General features: G+C 73.4%; 14 protein-coding genes. 7 read left to right on the plus strand and 7 right to left on the minus strand.

Translation table 11 applies throughout. The features are described from left to right. The first annotated feature begins 13 nt into the window (after positions 1-13). The 7 genes from CXR04_RS09010 to CXR04_RS09040 all read left to right on the plus strand — a co-directional run bounded on the left by CXR04_RS09010 (position 14) and on the right by CXR04_RS09040 (position 10038). Positions 14-1990 (plus strand): ABC transporter ATP-binding protein, encoded by a 1977-nt coding sequence (locus tag CXR04_RS09010; RefSeq protein ID WP_101421335.1) that lies wholly within the window; start codon positions 14-16, stop codon positions 1988-1990. Continuing rightward, positions 1987-3843, plus strand: a complete 1857-nt coding sequence (locus CXR04_RS09015) for an ABC transporter ATP-binding protein (RefSeq protein ID WP_101421336.1) — start codon at positions 1987-1989, stop codon at positions 3841-3843. The genes CXR04_RS09010 and CXR04_RS09015 overlap by 4 nt, the downstream gene beginning before the upstream one ends. A gap of 541 nt (positions 3844-4384) precedes the next feature. Beyond that, the gene (locus tag CXR04_RS09020; protein ID WP_101421337.1) at positions 4385-5287 is read left to right on the plus strand and encodes a lysozyme; all 903 of its coding nucleotides are present in this window, start codon (positions 4385-4387) and stop codon (positions 5285-5287) included. Positions 5288-5397: 110 nt separating this feature from the next. Beyond that, a complete protein-coding gene (locus tag CXR04_RS09025; protein WP_101421338.1) occupies positions 5398-7644 on the plus strand; it encodes a right-handed parallel beta-helix repeat-containing protein in 2247 nt (748 codons plus the stop codon). Continuing rightward, positions 7641-8129: a hypothetical protein gene (locus tag CXR04_RS09030; RefSeq protein WP_101421339.1), complete on the plus strand. Its 489-nt coding sequence runs from the start codon at positions 7641-7643 to the stop codon at positions 8127-8129. The genes CXR04_RS09025 and CXR04_RS09030 overlap by 4 nt, the downstream gene beginning before the upstream one ends. Beyond that, a complete protein-coding gene (locus CXR04_RS09035; protein WP_101421340.1) occupies positions 8129-9412 on the plus strand; it encodes a hypothetical protein in 1284 nt (427 codons plus the stop codon). The genes CXR04_RS09030 and CXR04_RS09035 overlap by 1 nt, the downstream gene beginning before the upstream one ends. 41 nt (positions 9413-9453) lie before the next feature. Further along, positions 9454-10038, plus strand: coding sequence for a TetR/AcrR family transcriptional regulator (locus tag CXR04_RS09040; protein ID WP_101426268.1), 585 nt, complete (start codon positions 9454-9456; stop codon positions 10036-10038). 12 nt (positions 10039-10050) lie between these two features. On the opposite strand, the gene CXR04_RS09045 is transcribed toward CXR04_RS09040, so the two are convergent. The 7 genes from CXR04_RS09045 to CXR04_RS09075 form a co-directional block, all read right to left on the minus strand. After that, positions 10051-10788, minus strand: a complete 738-nt coding sequence (locus CXR04_RS09045; protein WP_101421341.1) for an MBL fold metallo-hydrolase — start codon at positions 10786-10788, stop codon at positions 10051-10053. An 86-nt stretch (positions 10789-10874) separates the two neighbouring features. Then, the gene (locus CXR04_RS09050; RefSeq protein WP_101421342.1) at positions 10875-11963 is read right to left on the minus strand and encodes a hypothetical protein; all 1089 of its coding nucleotides are present in this window, start codon (positions 11961-11963) and stop codon (positions 10875-10877) included. Next, the gene (locus tag CXR04_RS09055; RefSeq protein WP_101421343.1) at positions 11963-13396 is read right to left on the minus strand and encodes a polysaccharide pyruvyl transferase family protein; all 1434 of its coding nucleotides are present in this window, start codon (positions 13394-13396) and stop codon (positions 11963-11965) included. The genes CXR04_RS09050 and CXR04_RS09055 overlap by 1 nt, the downstream gene beginning before the upstream one ends. Before the next feature lie 54 nt (positions 13397-13450). Further along, positions 13451-14791 carry a UDP-glucose dehydrogenase family protein gene (locus CXR04_RS09060; protein WP_101421344.1) on the minus strand — a complete coding sequence of 447 codons (1341 nt, stop codon included), beginning with the start codon at positions 14789-14791 and terminating at the stop codon, positions 13451-13453. A gap of 18 nt (positions 14792-14809) precedes the next feature. After that, the gene (locus CXR04_RS09065) at positions 14810-16144 is read right to left on the minus strand and encodes a hypothetical protein (RefSeq protein ID WP_101421345.1); all 1335 of its coding nucleotides are present in this window, start codon (positions 16142-16144) and stop codon (positions 14810-14812) included. A gap of 14 nt (positions 16145-16158) precedes the next feature. Next, positions 16159-18261, minus strand: coding sequence for an acyltransferase family protein (locus CXR04_RS09070; protein WP_101421346.1), 2103 nt, complete (start codon positions 18259-18261; stop codon positions 16159-16161). 55 nt (positions 18262-18316) lie between these two features. Then, positions 18317-20266, minus strand: coding sequence for a glycosyltransferase family 2 protein (locus tag CXR04_RS09075; protein ID WP_101421347.1), 1950 nt, complete (start codon positions 20264-20266; stop codon positions 18317-18319). Positions 20267-20276 lie beyond the last annotated feature (10 nt).

A 20276-nucleotide genomic window follows, 5' to 3' on the forward strand; every position in this document is an offset into this window, starting at 1 on the left:
AGGCTCGGGGGCGATGCCTGCAGCCGCCATACACACCGAAGAGCCCGAGCCCGCCGACTCCCCGACCGCCGCCGCTACCGGCCCCGGCCTCGGAGGACCGCCGGGGGGTGGCGAGGGGGACCGCTCCGCGGTGCGCTCGCTGCTGCGCCTGTGGCCGTATGTCCGCCCGGTGCGGGTGCGGCTGTTCTCGGCGGCCGGGGTGGCGATCGTCGCGTCCTGTATCGGGCTCGTGATCCCCCTGGTGCTCAAGTGGCTCGTGGACGGCCCGGTGGCCGACCGCGACTCGGCGGGCGTGTGGCTGGGCGGCCTGCTGATCCTGGCGCTCGGCATCGCGGAGGCGGCGCTGTTCGGCTTCCGCCGCTGGCTGGTGGCGCGCCCGCTGGCCGGGGTGGAGGCGGCGATGCGGGCCGGCCTGTACCGGCACCTGCAGCGGCTGCCGGTCTCCTTCCACGACCGCTGGGCCTCCGGCCAACTGCTCTCCCGCGGCACGACGGACCTCCAGCTCATCCGGATGTTCCTGGCCTTCCCGCTGACGTTCCTGGTCGTCAACGGCACGACCATCGCGGTCGGCTGCACGGTCCTGCTGGTGCAGGAGTGGACGCTCGGGCTGGTGCTGCTGGCGCCGGTGATCCCGCTGGTGGCGCTCTGCTCGGCGTTCGAGCGGCGCTTCTTCGGCGCCGCCCGCCGGGCGCAGGACCAGGTCGGCGACCTGACGACGGTGGTCGAGGAGGCGGTGCTCGGCATCCGCATCGTCAAGGGCTTCGGCCGGCACCGCAGTCAGGCGCAGGCGTTCCGCCGGCTGACCCACGAGCTGCGCGGCACGGAGCTGCACAAGGCGCGGCTGCTGGCCGGGATCTGGGCGCTGATCATGACGCTGCCGGAGCTGGCGATCGGCGCGGCGCTGGTGCTGGGCACGATGCAGGTCGCGGACGGCGACCTGTCGGCGGGGACGCTGGTGGCGTTCCTGTCGACGGCGATGGCGCTGCGCTGGCCGGTGGAGTCGATCGGGTTCCTGCTGGCGATGTGCAACGAGGCGGCGACCGCGGCGGACCGCTACTTCGAGGTACTGGACGAGCCGGAGGCGGACGCGTCGGACCGCAAGACCGCCGCGGCACCCGCCGACCCGTCGGCCCCCGCCGCCCCCTCTGCCTCCGCCGCCACCGCCGTGCCCGCGCAGCGCACCGGGCCCCCGCCGGAAGCCGCGGACGGCATCCGCTTCAGCGGGGTCGTCTTCCGCCACCCCGACGCCGGCCCTGACACCGCGCCCGTACTCGACGGCGTCGACCTGCACGTGCGCTCCGGCGAGACCCTCGCCCTCGTCGGCGCCACCGGCTGCGGCAAGACGACCCTCACGGCGCTCGTCCCGCGGCTGTACGAACCGACCGCCGGCCTCATCAGCCTCGACGGCCGCGACATCACCGCCCTCCCCCGCAGCGAGCTGCGCGCGCTGGTCGCCGTCGCGTTCGAGGAGCCGACGCTCTTCTCCGCGACCGCGGGCGAGAACGTGCTCATGGGCTCGTACGACGCAGAAGAGCACGACCTGCTGCGGGCGTTGGACATCGCGCAGGCCGACTTCGTGCACCGGCTGCCGGACGGCCACCGCACGGAAGTCGGCGAGCAGGGGCTCAGCCTCTCCGGCGGCCAGCGGCAGCGCCTCGCGCTGGCGCGGGCGATCGTCGGCCGGCCGCGCTTCCTGGTGCTCGACGACCCGCTGTCGGCGCTCGACGTGCACACCGAGGCGCTGGTCGAGGCCGCGCTGCGGCGGGTGCTGGCGACGACCACGGCGCTGGTGGTCGCGCACCGGCCGTCGACGGTGCTGCTCGCCGACCGGGTGGCGCTGCTGTCCGGCGGCCGGATCGCGGCGGTCGGCACGCACGACGAACTGCTGCACGGCAGCACGGAGTACCGCGCGCTGATGGCGGGCGTACCGGAGGAGCGGACGGACGGCGCGGCCGGGGCCGCGCACGGCGACGAGGGGGAGCAGCGATGACGGCGACGGTCACCGAGAGACCCGGCGGCGAGGAGCCGGACGACGACCGCCCGCGCCCGCGGACCGACCCGTTCGACCAGGACCTGCTGCCCGCGCCCGAGGGCGCGTCCCGCACGCTGCTGGGCTCGCTGCTCGCGCCGCACCGCCGCCGGGTGGCCGCCGCGACCGTGCTGATCCTGCTGCAGCAGGCCGCGGTGCAAGCAGGTCCGCTGCTGGTCGCGTACGCCATCGACCACGCCGTGCCCGCGCTGCGGCGCGACGACCACGGCCCGCTGATCGCCGTCGGCATCGCGTACGCGGTCTGCGCGCTGGCCTCCGGGCTGCTCCAGCACACCTTCGTGCGGGCCGCCGCGCGCATCAACCAGGACGTGCTGCTCGACCTGCGCGGCCGCATCTTCCGGCACGCGCAGGTCCTCGACGTCGACTTCCACGACCGCTACACCTCAGGACGGCTCATCTCCCGCTCCACCAGCGACGTGGAGTCGCTGCGCGAGCTGCTGAGCGAGGGGCTGCAGGAGCTGATCGTCGTCGTGCTCCAGGTCGTGTACATCTCCGCGCTGCTGCTCTGGCTGGACCTGGGTCTCGGCGGGGCGGCGCTGCTGTCGTTCGTGCCGCTGTACTTGCTGATCCGCAACTTCCAGCGGCGTTCGATCAAGATCTACACCAAGCGGTCGACGGCGATCGCTCAGGTGATCGTGAAGTTCGTCGAAACGATGAACGGCATCCGGCCCGTCCAGGCGTTCCGCCGGGAGCGCGCGAACGACGAGGACTTCGACCGGCTCAACGGGCACCACGAGCGGGTCAACGGCGACTCCATCCTGGAGATGGCCCGTTACGTGGTCTCCTCCCGGCTGACCGCGAACGCCTTCGTGGCGGCGATCGTGCTGTGGGGCGCGTACCGGGTGGCGGAGGACGACCTCGCGCTGGGGGTGCTGGCCGCTTCTGTGCTGTATCTGCGGCGGCTGTACGACCCGATCGACCGGCTGGGGATGTTCCTCAACTCCTACCAGTCGGCGGCGGCGTCGCTGCAGAAGATCGCCGGGCTGCTGGCGCAGCGGCCCGGGGTGGCGGAGCCGGCGGAGCCGCGGCCGCTGCCGGCGCGGCAGGAGGGACTGCCGGGCCGGGAGGTGCGCTTCGAGGGGGTCGGCTTCTCGTACCGTACGGGCGGCGAGGTGCTGCCCCGCTTCGACCTGACGGTGCCGGCCGGGCAGACGGTCGCGGTCGTCGGCTCGACGGGGGCGGGGAAGTCGACGCTGGCCAAGCTGCTGGCACGGTTCTACGACCCGAGCGCGGGCCGGGTGCTGCTGGACGGGGTGGACCTGCGGGAGATCGCGAACGCGGAGCTGCGGCGCGGGGTGGTGATGGTCACGCAGGAGGCGTTCCTGTTCTCGGGCACGGTGGCGGAGAACATCGCGATCGGCCGCCCGGACGCGACCCGCGAGGAGATCGAGGGGGCGGCAAAGGCGCTGGGCGCCCACAAGTTCATCACGGCGCTCCCGGACGGCTACGACACGGACGTACGCAAACGGGGCGGCCGCATCTCGGCGGGCCAGCGCCAGTTGGTCGCGTTCGCCCGCGCGCTGCTGGCGGACCCGGCGGTGGTGATCCTGGACGAGGCGACGTCGTCGCTGGACATCCCGGGCGAACAGGCGGTGCAGGAGGCGATGCACACGGTCCTGCACGGCCGCACGGCGGTGGTCATCGCGCACCGCCTGTCGACGGTGGAGATCGCGGACCGGGTCCTGGTGATGTCCCAGGGCCGCATAGTGGAAGACGGCCCCCCGGCCACCCTGATAGCCGACCGCGGCCGCTTCGCAGCCCTGCACCGGGCCTGGCAGGACAGCACGCTTTGACCCTCCGGCGGGGTGGGCGGATTCGGCGGGCGCCCTGAGCTGGAGCCCGCGCAGCCAGGGCGGGGCAGTGCGCCGGGCCGGACGGGTGCGAACGGGATGCGTGGTCCGTCGACCTCGCGGTAGAGCAGCGGGCGTACGAAACCGATCACGCCCGCAGGTTGACGCCCGCGGGACCGGCGGCCATCAGGCGCGGCCGGTGCGGCGGCAGAGGGCCAACGGGGCGGACGGGGTGTGCGGTTCGGTTGGCGGGGTCGGTGGGGATGCACAGCGTGTCTAGTCTGGCACGCTCCGTGACCGGAATGCTATTGTTCGTTTCGGCTTTCACGCCATGAAAGTTGGCGATTTCCGCTCCGGTAACCGCAGCTCAGCACACGCGTCACTGGACTGGACCATAAAGGGTGGCGGTCCCCCCTTCGCAGGCAGGTGTTCCTGTGCGTCACTTTTGTCGTGTACGCATCAGAATTCCGGTCTGTGCGTACAAGCAGCACCCAGCACCGCCTCTCCCCACCCCCACAGAGCACACGAGTGCCAGGAGGCCGCGATGCACCTGCACAAATCACTCACCCACCGCCTCTTCTCCCGCCGCGCCGGCCGCACCCGCGCCGGCGCCGCCGTCGTCCTGGGCGCATCCCTCGCCCTGGTCGCGGGGCTCACCGCCCCGTCGGCCGCGTCCTCACCCGCCGCCGACAGCGACGCCAAGAAGAAGAACCCCGTGCCCCTGGGCCACGCCTACATGGGCATGGGCGTGACCGCGGACCAGTCGTCTCCCGACGTCAGCCCGATGGACCACACCACCGGTGTGCAGGGGATCGACGTCTCCCACTGGCAGGGCAGCATCAACTGGACGTCGGTGCGCAACGCCGGCATCCAGTTCGCCTGGATGAAGGCGACCGAGGGCACCACCTACAAGGACCCCTCGTTCAACACCAACTACCCGGCCGCCTACCGCGCCGGCGTCATCCGCGGCGCGTACCACTTCGCCCGGCCGAACTCCTCCAGCGGCGCGGCCCAGGCCAACTTCTTCGCCTCCAACGGCGGCGCCTGGTCCCGCGACAACCTCACCCTCCCCGGCGTGCTGGACATCGAGAACAACCCGTCGGGCGCCGCCTGCTACGGGCTCTCCCAGACCGCGATGCGCAACTGGATCCTCGACTTCTACAACACGTACAAGGCGCGGACGAGCCGTGACGTCGTCATCTACACCAGCCCGAGCTGGTGGAACAGTTGCACCGGCGGCTGGAACGGCATGGCCTCGCGCAGCCCGCTGTGGGTGGCGAACTGGACCTCTGCGCACAGCCCGTCGATCCCGAACGGCTTCCCCTTCTACACGGTGTGGCAGTACACCAGCACCGGGCGGGTCGCCGGCATCTCCGGCAACGTCGACCGCGACAAGTTCAACGGCACCCGCGCCCGGCTGCTGGCGCTGGCCAACAACACCGCGTAACCCGGGGACATCATGCGACGAAGGGGCCGGCCGGGCTACGGCCGGCCCCTTCCGCACAGGCCCTTGCGCCCGGGGGTCACAGAAGATGAAAGTTGCTCTACTCTTCCGTCATGTCGTGGACGCGTAAGGTCCGAACGGCCCTTCTCCCACTCGTCGCGCTGGGCGCGCTGCTCCTCACCACCGCCCCGGCCGCCGCGCACGAGGAGCGCCCCGTCGAGTTCCCCGACGGCACCGGCAGCGTGCCGGCGTACCGCGACGAGGAGCCAGACCTGCTGGTCTGCAAACCGGACCGGGCGGACTTCGAGGCCCGCATCGCGGACTTCCCCGCCGCGCTGCGCGAGCGCAACCTCCGGCTGTACGAGCGCTGCCGCGACCGCGGTTACGAGCATCTGCAGGAGGCCGTCGACGCCGTCGACGCGCCCGGTATGACCATCGCCATACTGCCGGGCGTCTATCTGGAGGAGCCCAGCCGGCCGAAGCCCACCGGGTCCTGCGCCCGGCTGAAGGCGCCGCGGTCCGACCTCGGGTACCAGATCCTGTCGTACGCGCAGCAGGAGCGCTGCCCGCACAACCAGAACCTCGTCGCCATCATGGGCAAGCGGGACCTGCAGATCGAGGGCACCGGCGCCGACCGCGGCGACGTCGTCATCGACGGCCAGTACCGCAAGCTCAACGTCATCCGCGCGGACTCGGCCGACGGCGTCTACTTCCGCAACTTCACCGCCCAGCGCTCCACCTTCAACTCGCTGTACGTGCTGGCCGCCGACGGCTTCGTCATCGACGACGTGCTCACCCGGTGGAACGACGAGTACGGCTTCCTGACCTTCGCCTCCGACCACGGCCTGTACCGCGACTGCGAGTCGTACGGCAACGGCGACTCCGGCATCTACCCGGGCAGCGCCTCCGACATCAACGACGGCCGCGGCTACGACGTCCCCCGCTACGCCATCGAGATCACCGGCTGCCGCAGCCACCACAACATGGTCGGCTACTCCGGCACCGCGGGCGATTCGGTCTGGGTGCACGACAACGAGTTCGACCACAACATGGGCGGCGCCTCCATGGACAGCGCCTTCCCCGGCCACCCCGGACTGCCGCAGAACCACGCGAAGTTCGAGCGGAACCTCATCCACGACAACAACCAGAACTACTACCCGTACGTCGCCGACGGCACCTGCGCCAAACCGCCCGCGGAGCGCGGCTACGAGCAGGGCGTCGTCTGCCCGCAGATATCCATGCCGCCCGGGACCGGCATCATCACCGCGGGCGGCAACTGGAACATCTATCAGGACAACTGGATCTACGGGCACCAGCGCGCGGCGTTCTACCTCAACGCCGTGCCCGCGTTCATCCGCGGCGAGGGATCCCTCGGCAAGCAGCTCGACACCTCGCACCACAACCGCTACGCCGGCAACCACCTCGGCGTCGACCGCGCGGGCAACGAGCGGCCCAACAAGACGGACGTGTGGTGGGACGGGCAGGGCGAGGGCAACTGCTGGCAGGGCGACGCGGGGGCGAGCAACCCGCGCACGCTGCCGGAGTGCGGCTCGCGCCCCGGCGACGTCTCGGGCGGTTCCGACCGGATCGTGGGCGAGCCGGTGAAGCTGGCGCAGTTGCTGGTGTGCGCGGAGTACGACGTGCAGGCGCGGAAGCTGCCCGCGGGGTGCGACTGGTACGGGGCGCGGGGCATCGAGCGGATCGAGGTGCAGATCGCGCTGGCCGTGGCGGTGCTGCTGGGGCTGGTCGGCGGGGTGCTGTGGTGGCGGCTGCTGCGACGGGACGCGGTGGCCGGGGGCGCCGCGGTGGCGGGGGCGGCGGGGCTGGTGCTCGACGTGGTGGGGGCGGCGGGTTCGTACGCGCACACCTGGGTGCCGGTCGTCGCGCTGGTCCTGATGGGCGCGTGGTGGACGGCGACCGGCCTGCGCCTGCGGGCCCGGCCGGCGGGCGGACGGCCCGGGTTCACGGGGGTGACGGTGGCGATGGGCGTACTGACGCTGCTGGACGCCTTCGACAAGTCGGTGCTGCTGATCCCGTGGATACCGCTGAGCCCGGCGTGGCTGCGGACGCTGCTGGGGCTGGTGTGGGTGATCTGGACGGTGATAGCGGTGGCCAGGCGCGTACCCGCGCCGGACCCGGCGGCCGGCTCGGCGGCGGAAGCATCGGCGGAACCGCCGGCGGGCCCGGGACCGGAGCGCGCGAAGGAGCCCGCGGCGGACCCGCATGCGGATCCCGCGACGGGCCCGGCAGCGGGCAGCGCGACGGACCCCGCGGCGGACCCGAAGCCGGGCCGCCCGGCCGCCGGTCCCCCGCCCCGGCCGGGGCGCGCCGGCCCGGCGCCGGAGGCCGGCCTCGCATGAGCCGCCGCACTCCCGCCCCCGCGCCCGCCCCCGCCGCCCGCCTCGCTCTCCTCGGCCTCCTCGCCGCCGTGCTCCTGGCGCTCGCCGGTGCCGGCTGCTCGCGCGGCGACACCCACCACCAGCCCGGCACCGGCCACGAGGTCGCCACCGGATCCGTACCGCCCGCCACCGACGTGCCCGACCGCGGCGCCAACGGCTCGGACGCGGGCGCCGGTACGGGCACCGGCACCGTCGTCGAGATCGCCGTACGGGACGGCAAGGTCGTCCCCGCGCCCGGACGCGTCGAGGTGGGGCTCGGCGAGCGCGTGACCCTCCTCGTCACCGGCGACACCGACGACGAACTCCACGTCCACGGCTACGACAGGACCCTGGAACTGCTCGCCGGCGAGCCCGCCGAGCTGGCGTTCACCGCTGACCGCGCCGGGGTGTTCGACGTCGAGACGCACGACTCCGGTCTCGTCCTCACCCAGCTCATGGTGCGCTGATGCCGCTCGCCCACGGCGTCGGCGGCACCCAGGACCTGCCCATACCCGCCTTCTACGCCTACGCCGGCGGCTTCGCCGCCCTGCTCGTGTCCTTCCTCGCGCTCGGCCTCCTGTGGCCCGAACCCCGCTACGCCGGCGCCACCGCGGGCCGCCCCCTGCCCCGCGCCGTGCAGCGCCTCGCCGCCGCGCCCGCGCTGCGCCGCACCGCCGCGGGTGCCGGACTCGCCGCCGCCGCGTTCGTCGCCGGCCACCTGCTCCTCGGCCCTGACGACCCCGGCCGCAACCCCGCCCCCGGCGCGGTCTACGTGCTCCTCTGGGTCGGCCTCGTCCCCGCCTCCCTCCTCCTCGGCCCCGTCTGGCGCCTGCTCAACCCGCTCCGTACGCTCCACGCCCTGGCCTGCCGCGCCCTGGGCCGCGACCCCGCCGCCGGCCGCCCGCTGCCCGCCCGGCTCGGCCACCGGCCCGCCGCGGCCGGGCTGCTGGCGTTCACCTGGCTTGAGCTGGCCGCCCCCGAACCGGCCGCCACCGCCGCCCTGTCGGCGTTCCTCGCCGCCCACGCCGCCGTCCAGCTCACCGGCGCGGCCGTCTACGGCGACCGGTGGTTCGCGCAGTGCGACCCCTTCGAGGCGTACAGCGCGCTGCTCGCCCGGCTCGCCCCCGTCGGCCGCCGCCCCGCCGACGGCGTGCTCGTGCTGCGCTCCCCCCTCGCCGGGCTCGACGCCACCCCCGCCCTCCCGGGGCTGACCGCCGTCCTGTGCGTGCTCCTCGGCTCCACCGCCTACGACGGCTTCTCCGCCGCGCCCTCCTGGATCGACACCCTGCAGACCTCCTCCCTCGGCCGCACCGCCACCGCCACGCTCGGGCTGCTCGCCGCCGTCGCCCTCGTCGCCGTCCTGTACGCCGGCTGCGCGGCGGCCGTCCGCCTGGTCTCCGGCCGGCTCGTCCACCCGCTGGCCGCCTTCGCCCACTCCCTCCTGCCGATCGCGCTCGGCTACCTCGTCGCCCACTACTTCACGCTCTTCGTCACCGAAGCCCCACGTACCGTCACCATCGCATCCGGCACTGACAATCCGGCCCCGACAGACCCCCCGCTCTCCCCCGGCGGCCTCGCCGCGCTCCAGGTCACCGCCGTCGTCACCGGCCACGTCCTGGGCGTCGTCGCGGCCCACGACCGCGCCGTCCGCCTCTTCCCGCCCGCCCGCGCGGTCGCGGGCCAACTGCCGCTGCTCGCCCTGATGGTCTGCTACACGGCCGGCGGGCTGACCCTGCTGCTGGCCGCGTGACCGTGCGGCCCGGCGACGCGGCGGCGGAGCGGTCCGGCACCATGGACGGCGTGAGCACCCCCTCCCTCCGCCGCACCCCCGTCCAGCAGCGCAGCGCCGAGCGGCTGGCCCGGATCCTCGACGCCTGCGCCGAACTCCTCGACGAGACCGGCTACGAGGAGCTGACGACCAGCGCCGTCGCCGACCGCGCGGGCGTGCCCATCGGCTCGGTGTACCGCTTCTTCCCCAACAAGCGCGCCCTCGCCGACGCGCTCGCCGCCCGCAACCTCGACGACTTCACCGGCCGCGTCACCCGCCGGCTGGCCGCCGAGCCCGCGCAGGCCGGCTGGCGGCGCATCCTGGACTCGATGCTGGCGGAGTACGTCGCGATGATGCGGACGGTCCCCGGCTTCGCGCAGGTGGACTTCGAGGCCAACGACCCGGTCGCGGCCCGGCTCTGCGACATCCTCGCGGAGCGGCTGTCCCTGCCGGTGACGCCGTCGCTCCAGCGGTCGTGCCTGGTGGCGGTCGAGGCGGCCGACGCGCTGCTCCAACTCGCGTTCCGCGCCGACCCGGAGGGCGACGCGGAACTGCTGGCGGAGACCCGGACGCTGCTGCACGCGTATCTGTCGCGCACGCTGGACTGAGGGGGCCGGGGGTCAGCCTCCCAGGGCCGCCTCCGCCTCCTTGCGGCGGCGCGGTGCCCCGTGGCTCTCCACGTACCACTCGTACTCCCCGCTCACCAGCTCCCGCGCCAGCGCCAGCGCCAGGTCCGGGCCCGCCCCCTCCTCCCGCAGGTGGTACGGAGGCGGGTAGTAGCAGTCGCCCACCAACAGCACGCCCTCCGACGGCACCCCGACCACCGTCGAGTCCGCCGCGTGCCGCCCGCCGACGTGCCGCAGTTCGGCCGTCACGCCGCCGAGCCGGATCACGTGCCGGCCGGTGAACGTCCCGGCGGGCGGCACGATGCGGAACGAGTCCCAGCCGTCCTCCCCCATGGCCCGCAGGCGCGCCGCGTAGCTCGGGACCAGTCGCGGGTCACGGGCCATCTCGGCCCGTACGTACGCCTCCGACCAGGGCTTCGCCGCCTCCGCGCGCAGCGCGTCCGCCGTCAGCTCGTGCGCGGTCACCGGCACGCCCCACTCCTGCGCGCCCCAGACGTGGTCCCAGTGGTGGTGGGTGTAGACGAGGGCCCGCGCCTTCGGCAGGCCCGCGCCACCGAGGGCGTTGCGGATGCGGCGGGCCAGCGCCGGGCTGTGACCGGCGTCGACGAGCAGGCAGCCGTCGTCACCGGCGATCACCCCGACGCCCGCCCGCACCCGGTCCGGTTCCGGGTGGTGCGGCCACCACCACACCCGGTCCGTGATCCGCACCAGCCCCGGCACCGCTTCCGCCATGTGCCCGCCTCCCTCTCGCCGCCCCGGCGCCAACAGGCCCGGGACCCGGACTATATGCCGGGCCGCCGCGCCCCCGGGGCCCGGCGCTACGGCGCCTCGGCCGCCGCCAGCAGCGCCCCCGTCACCGCCGCGTACGCCGCGCCCACCGGCAACGACGGCTCCGCGGCGGCGGAGTCCCCGGACCCCGCAGACCCGGCAGAGCCCGCCGGGTCCCCGGCGGCCGGCTCCGGCACCAGCGTGTCCAGGTCCCCCACCACCCGGACGCCCGACTTCCTGATCCCCGCGACCATCTCCGCGCTGACCTCCGCCGCCGCCCGCCGCGCCCACGCGGGCGTGGCGATCCGCTCCGCGGGGTCCGTCGGCACGTGCGCTCCGCGCAGGCTGCGCACCAGGGCCTCGCGCACCAGCTTGCGTTCCGGCGCCGGGCGTTCGGCCCTGGCCAGCTCCCTGTTCACGAGCCGCAGCACCTCCACCTCCCCGGCGGTCAGCGAGCGGTTGGTGAACCCGTCCTGCTCCGGCTCCAGCACCCCGTCCGGCAGCCCCAGCAGCACCTCGAACGCGCGCAGGTGCGCCAGCGGTTCCGCCTGGTCGACGACGACCACCGTGAGGCGGTCCGCCCCGACGGTGTCCGCCCAGCGCGCCACCAGTTCGTCGTGCCGGTGCCGCCGCCAGAACGACGGCGTCGGCTTCCGGTACGGCGGTCTGCGCAGCATCCCGTCGAGCCACTTCTCGTACGTGTGCTGGTGGCCGGACTTGATGTACTCCTGCCACTGCGACGGCAGGATCTTCACCAGCGGCCGCAGCGTGACGACGACGTGCACCCGCTCCCCGCCGAGCCCGTCGACCACCGCGCGCGCCGCACCGGCGTCCGCGTTGGCGAAGCGCTCGCTGCTGACGACGACCCGGCGCCGCCGCCCCGCGCCGGCGACCTCCGCGCACAGCTTCTCCCAGTGCGCCATGCTCGGCGCCTCCAGGCTGTGCACGGGGGTCCCGCCGGCGATCGCGGCGGCGGCGTGCGCGGGCTGCCGGGAGGCGCCGGCGTACCGGACGCCGTGCGCGGCCAGCGCGCGCCGGCTGCGGTGGAACGCCCCCTGCAGCGTCGTGGTGCCGGTCTTGTGCGGCCCGATGTGCACCAGCCGGGTACCCGGCGGGAGCGCGCCCTGCCGCTGTGTCATCAGCCTCGCCCGCCCCGGCCCTTGAAGACCCCGCCGAGCCGTGCCATCGGCCGCTTGTCCATGGCCGTGACGCGCCGCTCAAGACCGGCGAGCCGCTTCTCCAGCCGCTCGACCTCCCCGGCCAGCTCCTCGTTGCGCTCCTTCAGCTCCGTGGCGCGGCGCACCGCGCCGTCCAGCCGCTTGCGGGCGATGTCCGCCCGCTCGTGCAGCCACGCGAAGCGGTAGGCGTACGCGCCGTCGTCGGAGCCGTCCCACATCCGGATCGAGGGCGGCAGGTCGAGATCGGCCATGCGCTTCTCGAACGCGGCGCCGCCGTCACCGTGGGAGTAGGTGTTCTTGAGGTCGTTGCGGTCGAGGAAGCGGACGAAGCGGTCCCAGCGCTCCTGGTGGCCGGTGTGCAGCCCGGAGAAGTCGGCCTTCTCGTACACCTCGGCCGGGTCCATGCCGGCGGGCTGGTCGGCCAGCATCTCGTGCGGGATGCCGAAGTAGCGGCAGAGCTCCAGGGTGCGCGAGTCGTGGACGAGCACGACGGCGGGGGTGCCGGCGAGCAGCGCGGCGATGTTGCCGTGGATGCGGGTGCCGAAGGCGAAGTCGCGCTCGCGCAGCTCGGCCATCCAGCCGTACGGGTCGGTGGGCACCCGCGTCTTGTCGTCGCGCAGCAGACCGTGCGCGCCGGCGGTCGGCAGCTCGGGGGTCAGCCCCTTCTCCACCGACGTGTCGCCCCAGAGCAGGAGTTCGGCGTCGGTGAGGTTCTGCGCGTAGTACACGAGGTCGTCGAAGCGCTCGTACGTGCGCTGCGCGATCTCCGCGATGGGGCCGACGCGGACGGCGTCCGGCGAGACGTTGATCGCGATCCGGGAGGCGTCGGTGATGCCGGCGTCGGTCCTGCGGATCTCGGGGAAGGTGTCGCCGTAGAGGAACATCGACGGGCAGCCGATGATGTCGACGTCCTTGAAGCCGAGTTCGTTCAGGTAGCCGGCGGTCAGCTCGCCGCGTACGCCCACCGACGCGGACCGCTTGAGCACCGCCTTCATGAACCTCTTCACCGACGGCTCGATGGACTTGAGCCGCTCGGTGTCGTAGTCCGCGGCGACCTGGGCGCCGACGCCGATGACGACGACGGGGATGGTCAGTTGCTCGATGAGCCCGGTGAGCCGGTTGAGCGAGGCTTCGAACGACGGCCGGAAGGCGTTGGCGAGCGGCACGACGAAGGCGTCGTACTCCTCGTTTATCTGCGCGGCACGCTCCTTGGAGTAGTCCGTCTTGATGCCGTTGGACGTGACGTCGGTGTCCGGGGTCAGGAGCAGTTTGTGGACGGCGTCACTGAAGAGCAGGTTCCCGGAGTTGGTGCCGATGAGGTCCTGCTGGATGACCTCCGTCGTCGTCGGGATGTGGAAGGGGCTCTTACCTGATCGGATGAGAAGGTGCTTCATGGTGGGGGTGGTTCCGTTCGTGTGGGGGTGCTGCGGAGTGGTGCGGGAGAAGGTTCAGAGCGCGGGACGGCCGATGGCGCGGAAGGTCCAGCCCGCGGCGCGCCAGGGCGCCGGGTCCAGGGTGTTGCGGCCGTCGATGAGGTGCGCGGTGGCTGCGGCGCGGGCGAGCCGGCGCGGGTCGAGGTTGCGGAACTCGCTCCATTCGGTGAGGTGCAGCACGACATCGGCGCTGCCGACCGCGTCCTCGGCGGAGTCCGCGTAGCGCAGCGTGGGGAACTCCCGGCGGGCGTTGTCCATGCCCTTCGGGTCGTAGACGGTGACCTGGCCGCCCTGGAGGTGGATCTGCCCGGCGACGTTGAGCGCGGGGGAATCGCGCACGTCGTCGGAGTCGGGCTTGAACGCGGCGCCCAGGACGCCGATCCGGCGGCCCAGGAAGGTCCCGCCGCAGGCTTCGCGGGCGAGTTCGACCATGTGGGCACGGCGGCGCATGTTGATCGAGTCGACCTCGCGCAGGAACGTCAGCGCCTGGTCCACGCCGAGTTCACCGGCGCGGGCCATGAACGCCCGGATGTCCTTGGGCAGACAGCCCCCGCCGAAGCCGATCCCGGCGCGCAGGAACTTCTTCCCGATCCGGTCGTCGTAGCCGATCGCCTCGGCCAGCTTGACCACGTCGCCGTCCGCCGCCTCGCATATCTCCGCCATGGCGTTGATGAACGAGATCTTCGTGGCGAGGAAGGCGTTGGCGGAGGTCTTCACCAGCTCGGCGGTGGGGTAGTCGGCGACCACGAACGGGGCGCCGTCGCCGACCGGGCCCGCGTACACCTCGCGCAGCAGCTCCTCGGCGCGCTCGCTCGCGACGCCGACGACGACGCGGTCGGGGCGCAGGGTGTCCTCGACGGCGAAGCCCTCGCGCAGGAACTCCGGGTTCCAGGCCAGCTCTGCCTGCTCGCCCGCCGGCGCCAGCTCAGCCAGCCGGCGTGCCAGCCGGGCCGCGGAGCCCACCGGCACCGTCGACTTCCCGACCACCAGGCACGGGCGGTCGAGCCGGGGCGCCAGGGTGTCGATCGCGGCGTCGACGTAGCTCATGTCGCAGCCGTACTCACCCTGCTTCTGCGGCGTGTTGACACACACGAAGTGCACGTCGCCGAAGGCGGCCACCTCGTCCCAGTCCGTGGTGAAGCGCAGCCGCCCCGTGGCGCCCTCGATCCCCGCGACGTGCTTGCGGAGCAGCTCTTCGAGGCCCGGCTCGTACATCGGCACTCTGCCCGCCGACAGCAGCTCGACCTTCTCCTTGACGACGTCCAGGCCGAGCACCTCGAAGCCCAGCTCCGCCATCGCGGCGGCGTGCGTGGCACCGAGGTAGCCGGTGCCGATCACAGTGATTCTCAACGACATCCGTGCAGGTCCTTCTGGTTATCGGCGGATACGGCGAAGGCCGCGCCTGGCGGCGCTCCGCAGCGGGTTGGTGGCGCCGCCCCGGCCTCCGGCGGAGGCGTCGGCGGGCGCCGGCTCGGGCGTGGGGGTGGCGGCCGTCCCGGTGGCGGTGGACGCGCCGGACCCGGAGGAGTTCGGCCCGGCGGCGTCCTTCGCCGCCGCGGCGGCCTTGCTGTCGTGCGCGGCCGCCTCGGCGGCGGCCCTGGTGTCGAGCGAGGACTGCGCGAGCAGCGCGCCGATGACGGCCTGCGCCGCGGCGGCCGCGGGGATCGTCGCCTCGGCCGGCGGCACGGCCGGCGCGCTCGGCCGCTTCGCCAGCGACGCCAGGTCGCCGACGATGTTGACGCCGAGCGCGGCGATGGCGGCGGTCATCTCCTCGGCCAGCTCCGTGGCCTCGGCCACCGCCCACTCGGGGGTGGTGACGCGCGCCTCGTCGCGGCCGGGCTGGTACTTGTCGCGCATCCGGCGCAGCGCCCCGGCGCGTACGACCTTGCCGTGCCGCTCCACGGACCAGCCGCGGCGGTGCGACTCCACGTTGAGCAGCCGGACCAGTTCGGCCTCGCCGTGGGTCATCGACCGGTTGTCGCGCTCGTCGTAGACGAGGAACCCGGCGGGCAGCCCGGCGAACTCCTCGAAGACGCGGAGCTGCATCTGCTGGTCGGACTCGTCCTGCACCAGGACGGTCAGGTTCTCCGGGCCCGCGGCCGCCGCCCAGCGGGCGATCAGCTCGTCGTGCCGGTGCCGACGCCAGAAGCTGGGCGTCGGCTCGATACACGGCTCCCGGTGGAACATGGCCTCCAGCCAGTCCTCGTACGACGAGCGCAGCCCGTTGCGCACGTACTGCTGCCACTGCGACGGCAGGATCTTCAGCAGCGGCCGCAGCGTGACGACCACGTGCACCCGCCCCCCGCCGCCGAGTTCCGCGACGACCTCGCGGGCGGCGTCGTCGCCGGCGTTGGAGAAGTACTCGGTGCTGATGACCGTGCGCCGGTCAGCGGCCTGCTCGCACTGCTCAACCAGCCGCCGCCAGCGCTCCATGCCGGGACGGTCGCGCTGCAGGAACACGTCGAGCTCTTCGCGTACGGGCGGGCCCGCGGGCCCAGGGAACTCCACCCCGATCTTGGCGAGCGCCGCCGCCACCGGCTGCCGCTTGCTGCCGGCGTAGACCACGTCGTACGCGGGCAGCCGGTCGCGGGCGCTGTGGAACGCGCCCTGCAGCGCGGTGGTGCCGGTCTTGTGCGGACCTATGTGGAGGAGGCGCCCGCCGCGCGGCACCGTGGGCACCAGCGACGGCGGCGTTGGCTGCGTCGGCATCAGAAGTCCTTCTCTCATCCGACGCTCTCCGGCAACTGGTCGTCCAGCCAGCCCGTGAGCGTCTGCATGTACGTCTCGGTGATGTGCTCACCGGCCCGGTAGACGATCACGTTGCCGATGACGGCCGGGCAGGTACCGTCCGGGCAGAGCTCGGGCGCGAGGTCGATGACGTCGACCCCGGTCCGTTTCGCCGCCTCCGTGGTGACCTGCTCGTATCCCAGCCCCTCGCGCAGCGGGAACGCGCAGTCGGTGAGTTGGTCGGTGGCTCCCGACACGCACGAGGGTATGTCCTGCGGCGGGTACGGGATGTCGGCGAACGCTGTGACGTCCGCCCCGTTGTCCTCCAGCTCGCGCAGCGTGGCGGCCATCCCGTCGCGCAGTGCGGCGGTGTTGTCGTCGCCGTCGAGCTTGTCGCCGCCGCTCATGGCCGCCTGGTCGTCGCGGTTGCCGACGAGGACGAGGTCGGCCTCCTCCTCCGCGATGCGCTCGACGGCGGAGGCGCGCCAGTCGTCGCACTCGGTGTAGTCGCGCTCGTACTGCCGGTTGTAGATCGTGACCTTGGCCGGCGTGCAGGCGGACTTGGTGAGGATCAGCAGCCGCCAGCCGCGCTCCTCGGCGACGGTGATCAGCGCCGGGGAGAACTGCGCGGCGTGCGAGTCGCCGAAGAGCGCCACCGTGGTGTCCGACTTCTTGTCGCCGTAGACGCAGCCCTCGGCCTCGGTGTCGCGCTGGCCCGCGTGGCAGCCGTTGCCGTACACCGCGCCCTCGTCGGCGTCGGCGTCCTCGGGCAGCGGGCTGAGCACCGAGGCGGACTCCTGGACCTTCGTGGAGTCCTGCAGCGCGGCGGCGCCGACGGCCTGCGAGGGGTCGGCGAGCTTCATGGTCGGCACGGTGGCCCAGGTCAGCCAGCCCAGCAGGGCGCCGGCGGCGGTGCAGGCGAGGCCGAGGACGAGGCCGCGGCCCACCGGCGCCAGCGCGCGCGAGACCCGTACCGGATTCTCCACCAGCTTGTGGGTGAGCGCGGCGGGCACCCAGCTCGCCGCGACGACGACCGAGAGCTGGGCGGTGGTGATGTCGGGCCACTTGACGGTCGCGAAGGCGACGGCCGGCCAGTGCCACAGGTACCAGGAGTACGAGATGCGCCCCACGTACCGCATCGGCGCGGTGCCCAGCAGCTTCGCACCCGCCGTGTCCTGCGCCGCGGCCCCGGCCGCGATGATCGCGGCGGCGCCCAGCACGGGCAGCGCGGCGGCGGAGCCGGGGAAGGGGGTCTCGTCGGAGAAGCCGAGGGCGGCCACCGCGATGGCCGCGAGCCCGGCGAGGGCCAGCCCGCCGGCGAGCCGGCCCGGCAGCCGCCGCCAGGCGCCCGCGGGCACCAGCGCGACCAGCCCGCCGACCGCCAGCTCCCAGCCCCGGGTGAAGGTGGAGAAGTACGCGGCGCCGGCCTCCTCCTGCGTGAGGTGGACCGAGTACGCGAACGAGGCCACGGCGATGGCGCCGAGCGCGACGGCCAGCCGCGGGCGCACCGCCTTGCCGCCGCGGCGCGTGCACCACCAGCCGATGGCGATGATCAGCAGCGGCCAGACCAGGTAGAACTGCTCCTCGACCGCCAGCGACCAGAAGTGCTGTACGGGGCTGGCGTCGGCGCCGAGCGCGGAGTAGTCGACGGCGAGCGACGCCTGCTGCCAGTTGACGACGTACAGCGCGGCCGCGGCCAGGTCCTTGGCGACCGTCTTGCGTTCCACCGGCGACATCAGCAGCCACGCCAGCAGCGCGACCGCCGCCAGCACGACGGCGGTCGACGGCAGCAGCCGGCGGGCGCGGCGCGCGTAGAACCCGGTGAGGGAGATCCGCCCGCTGCGCTCCAGCTCGCGCACCAGCAGCCCGGTGATCAGGAAGCCGGAGATGACGAAGAAGACGTCCACGCCGACGTAGCCGCCGGTGATCAGCGGGACGCCGGCGTGGTAGAGCAGCACCACCCCGACGGCGACGGCCCGCAGGCCCTCGACGTCGGGACGGAACCCCCGGCCGGGACCGGCCGCGCGCTGCGCGTCCGGCCGGGACCGGCGCTCGGTCGGATCGTGCGCTTGGAGCGCCGGGGCCTGCTGGCCGTGCATCAACCCTCCGGGTAACGGTGCTGGTGGTGTGGGGTACGCCTGCCGCGCCTCGACGTCACTTGCGCGCGGCGAGCCGGCGCAGCACCGTGACGATGTTCCGGCCGGCCGGCGGTCCCGCGTCGGCCGGGGCGGGCTCGGCGGGGCTGACGGGCACGGTCCAGGCGAGGCTCCCGGCGCGTACGGTGACCTGCGGCGTGAAGGAGTCACGCCGCTTGCGGGCCTCGCGCGGCAGCCGCAGCCGGGCGCGGTACTTCCGGCCGGCGCCGGCGGCCTTGCCGGGCTGGGCGACGGTGGAGGCGACGATGCCGGTGGGGCCCTCGACGTCGAGCCGCACCGCGTCCGCGGGCAGCCCGGAGACGGTGGCGCGCACGTCGACGACGAGTTCGTCGCGGCGCGTCACGGCCTGGGCGGCGACGTCGAACCGCTTGGCCGCGTGGTGCTTGATCTCGCCCAGCTCCAGGGTGAGGTGGCCGGTGGAGCGGATCGCGTAGAGGGTGACGACCTGGCCGGAGCCGGCGTGCTTGGGCGCCGCGTGCATCGCCGGCTGCTTGGCGAGGCCCTGGTTGTTCTCGTCGCCGAACCGGGTGACGTTGGTGTCGCCCGAGGCCAGCGAGAGGTCCCAGAGCGCCTCGGCCAGCGGCTCGCCGCCGCCCGCGGTCGCCGGGTCGATGTCCAGCCGGAAGTCCTGGTAGCCGGCGTCGTCCCGCGGCTCGGCCACGGTCAGCGGCAGCCGGTGCTCAACGATGCCGCCGCGCTGCTTGAGCAGCATCTCCGGCGGGGCGCTCCAGCCGTCGGGCGCGGGCGCCTTGATCTTCCCGGCGAGGTGGACGACGCCGGTGGCGGGGTCCAGCTCCGCCGTGCCGACCCGGAACGGGATGGGCAATTCGTCCGTGATGTCGTAGAACTCGTCCGGGATGTTCCTGGCGGGGTCCCGGAAGAACGGGTAACGGGCGTAGACCCGGCCGTTCTCCGTCAGGTGCTCCGCCTCCCGGTCGCCCAGCTTCTTGTGGTACTTCGACGCCGTGAGCAGGTCGTCGAGGTCGCCGCGGCGCACCAGCTCCATCAGCAGCCGCTCCACCGTGGACAGCCGGGCCGCCATGCCCTCGCTGTAGTACTCGTCGAAGAGCCGCCGCATGTCCTGGAACGCCTCGCGCTGGTGCGAGGCGTGCTTCTCGCGGCGCAACTGCCGGATGGTGTGCGGCAGGTCGATGGTGTAGTGCCGGGCCAGCAGGTGGTGGCGCCGCGGGCCCTCCGGCACGTACTCGCCGACCAGCTCGAACATCGCGCGCAGGAAGCGGATCCGCGGCGCGGTGCCCTTGGTGACGGAGGTGTTGTTGCCGCCGTCGTCGCGCTTGACCCAGTACACGCACTCGTAGTCGGCGATCACGCTGATGCCGTCGGCGTTCAGGTACGCGGCACTGGTGAACGGCTGGTCCTGGCCGACCTTCAGCTCGGGCCGGAAGCGCAGCCGGTGCTTCTCGACCAGCTCGCGCCGGAAGAGCTTCATCGGGTTCAGCGTCCAGTACACGCGGGAGCTGAACACGTCGGTACGGGCCAGGTTCTGGTGGTACATGGACGTCGGGGCGTTGCGGCCGTTGACGCCGATCATCTTGCCGACGACCACGTCGGTGCCGTGGGTGTCGGCCAGGTGGACCATCCGCTCCAGCGTCTCGCGCCCGATGTAGTCGTCGGCGTCGAGGAAGAACACGTAGCGGCCGGTGGCCCGCTCCAGACCCACGTTGCGCGGGCCGGCCGGGCCGCCGGAGTTCTCCTGGTGGATGACGGTCATCCCCGGGTTCTCCGCGGCGAGCCGGTCCAGCTCGGCACCGGTGCCGTCGGTGGATCCGTCGTTGATGACGAGGATCTGGAGCCGGTCGGTGCCGATGCTCTGCTCCAGCACCGAGGTCACGCTGCGGGTGATGTAGGGCATCGAGTTGTACGCGCCCGTGATCACCGTCACGTCGGGTACGGGTCCGGCCGCGGCCGTGTCCGCAGGGGTGGTCATCGTGCGGTTC

Source organism: Streptomyces sp. CMB-StM0423 (assembly GCF_002847285.1).
Lineage (GTDB): Bacteria > Actinomycetota > Actinomycetes > Streptomycetales > Streptomycetaceae > Streptomyces.

Bases quoted from the DNA above. Each gene is read 5' to 3' on its own strand.
- CXR04_RS09015 (WP_101421336.1), top strand. From the start codon at position 1,987: ATGACGGCGACGGTCACCGAGAGACCCGGCGGCGAGGAGCCGGACGAC.
- CXR04_RS09070 (WP_101421346.1), bottom strand. From the start codon at position 18,261: ATGCACGGCCAGCAGGCCCCGGCGCTCCAAGCGCACGATCCGACCGAG.
- CXR04_RS09055 (WP_101421343.1), bottom strand. From the start codon at position 13,396: ATGAAGCACCTTCTCATCCGATCAGGTAAGAGCCCCTTCCACATCCCG.
- CXR04_RS09060 (WP_101421344.1), bottom strand. From the start codon at position 14,791: ATGTCGTTGAGAATCACTGTGATCGGCACCGGCTACCTCGGTGCCACG.
- CXR04_RS09045 (WP_101421341.1), bottom strand. From the start codon at position 10,788: ATGGCGGAAGCGGTGCCGGGGCTGGTGCGGATCACGGACCGGGTGTGG.
- CXR04_RS09020 (WP_101421337.1), top strand. From the start codon at position 4,385: ATGCACCTGCACAAATCACTCACCCACCGCCTCTTCTCCCGCCGCGCC.
- CXR04_RS09035 (WP_101421340.1), top strand. From the start codon at position 8,129: ATGCCGCTCGCCCACGGCGTCGGCGGCACCCAGGACCTGCCCATACCC.
- CXR04_RS09010 (WP_101421335.1), top strand. From the start codon at position 14: ATGCCTGCAGCCGCCATACACACCGAAGAGCCCGAGCCCGCCGACTCC.
- CXR04_RS09050 (WP_101421342.1), bottom strand. From the start codon at position 11,963: ATGACACAGCGGCAGGGCGCGCTCCCGCCGGGTACCCGGCTGGTGCAC.
- CXR04_RS09065 (WP_101421345.1), bottom strand. From the start codon at position 16,144: ATGCCGACGCAGCCAACGCCGCCGTCGCTGGTGCCCACGGTGCCGCGC.
- CXR04_RS09040 (WP_101426268.1), top strand. From the start codon at position 9,454: ATGGACGGCGTGAGCACCCCCTCCCTCCGCCGCACCCCCGTCCAGCAG.
- CXR04_RS09030 (WP_101421339.1), top strand. From the start codon at position 7,641: ATGAGCCGCCGCACTCCCGCCCCCGCGCCCGCCCCCGCCGCCCGCCTC.
- CXR04_RS09025 (WP_101421338.1), top strand. From the start codon at position 5,398: ATGTCGTGGACGCGTAAGGTCCGAACGGCCCTTCTCCCACTCGTCGCG.
- CXR04_RS09075 (WP_101421347.1), bottom strand. From the start codon at position 20,266: ATGACCACCCCTGCGGACACGGCCGCGGCCGGACCCGTACCCGACGTG.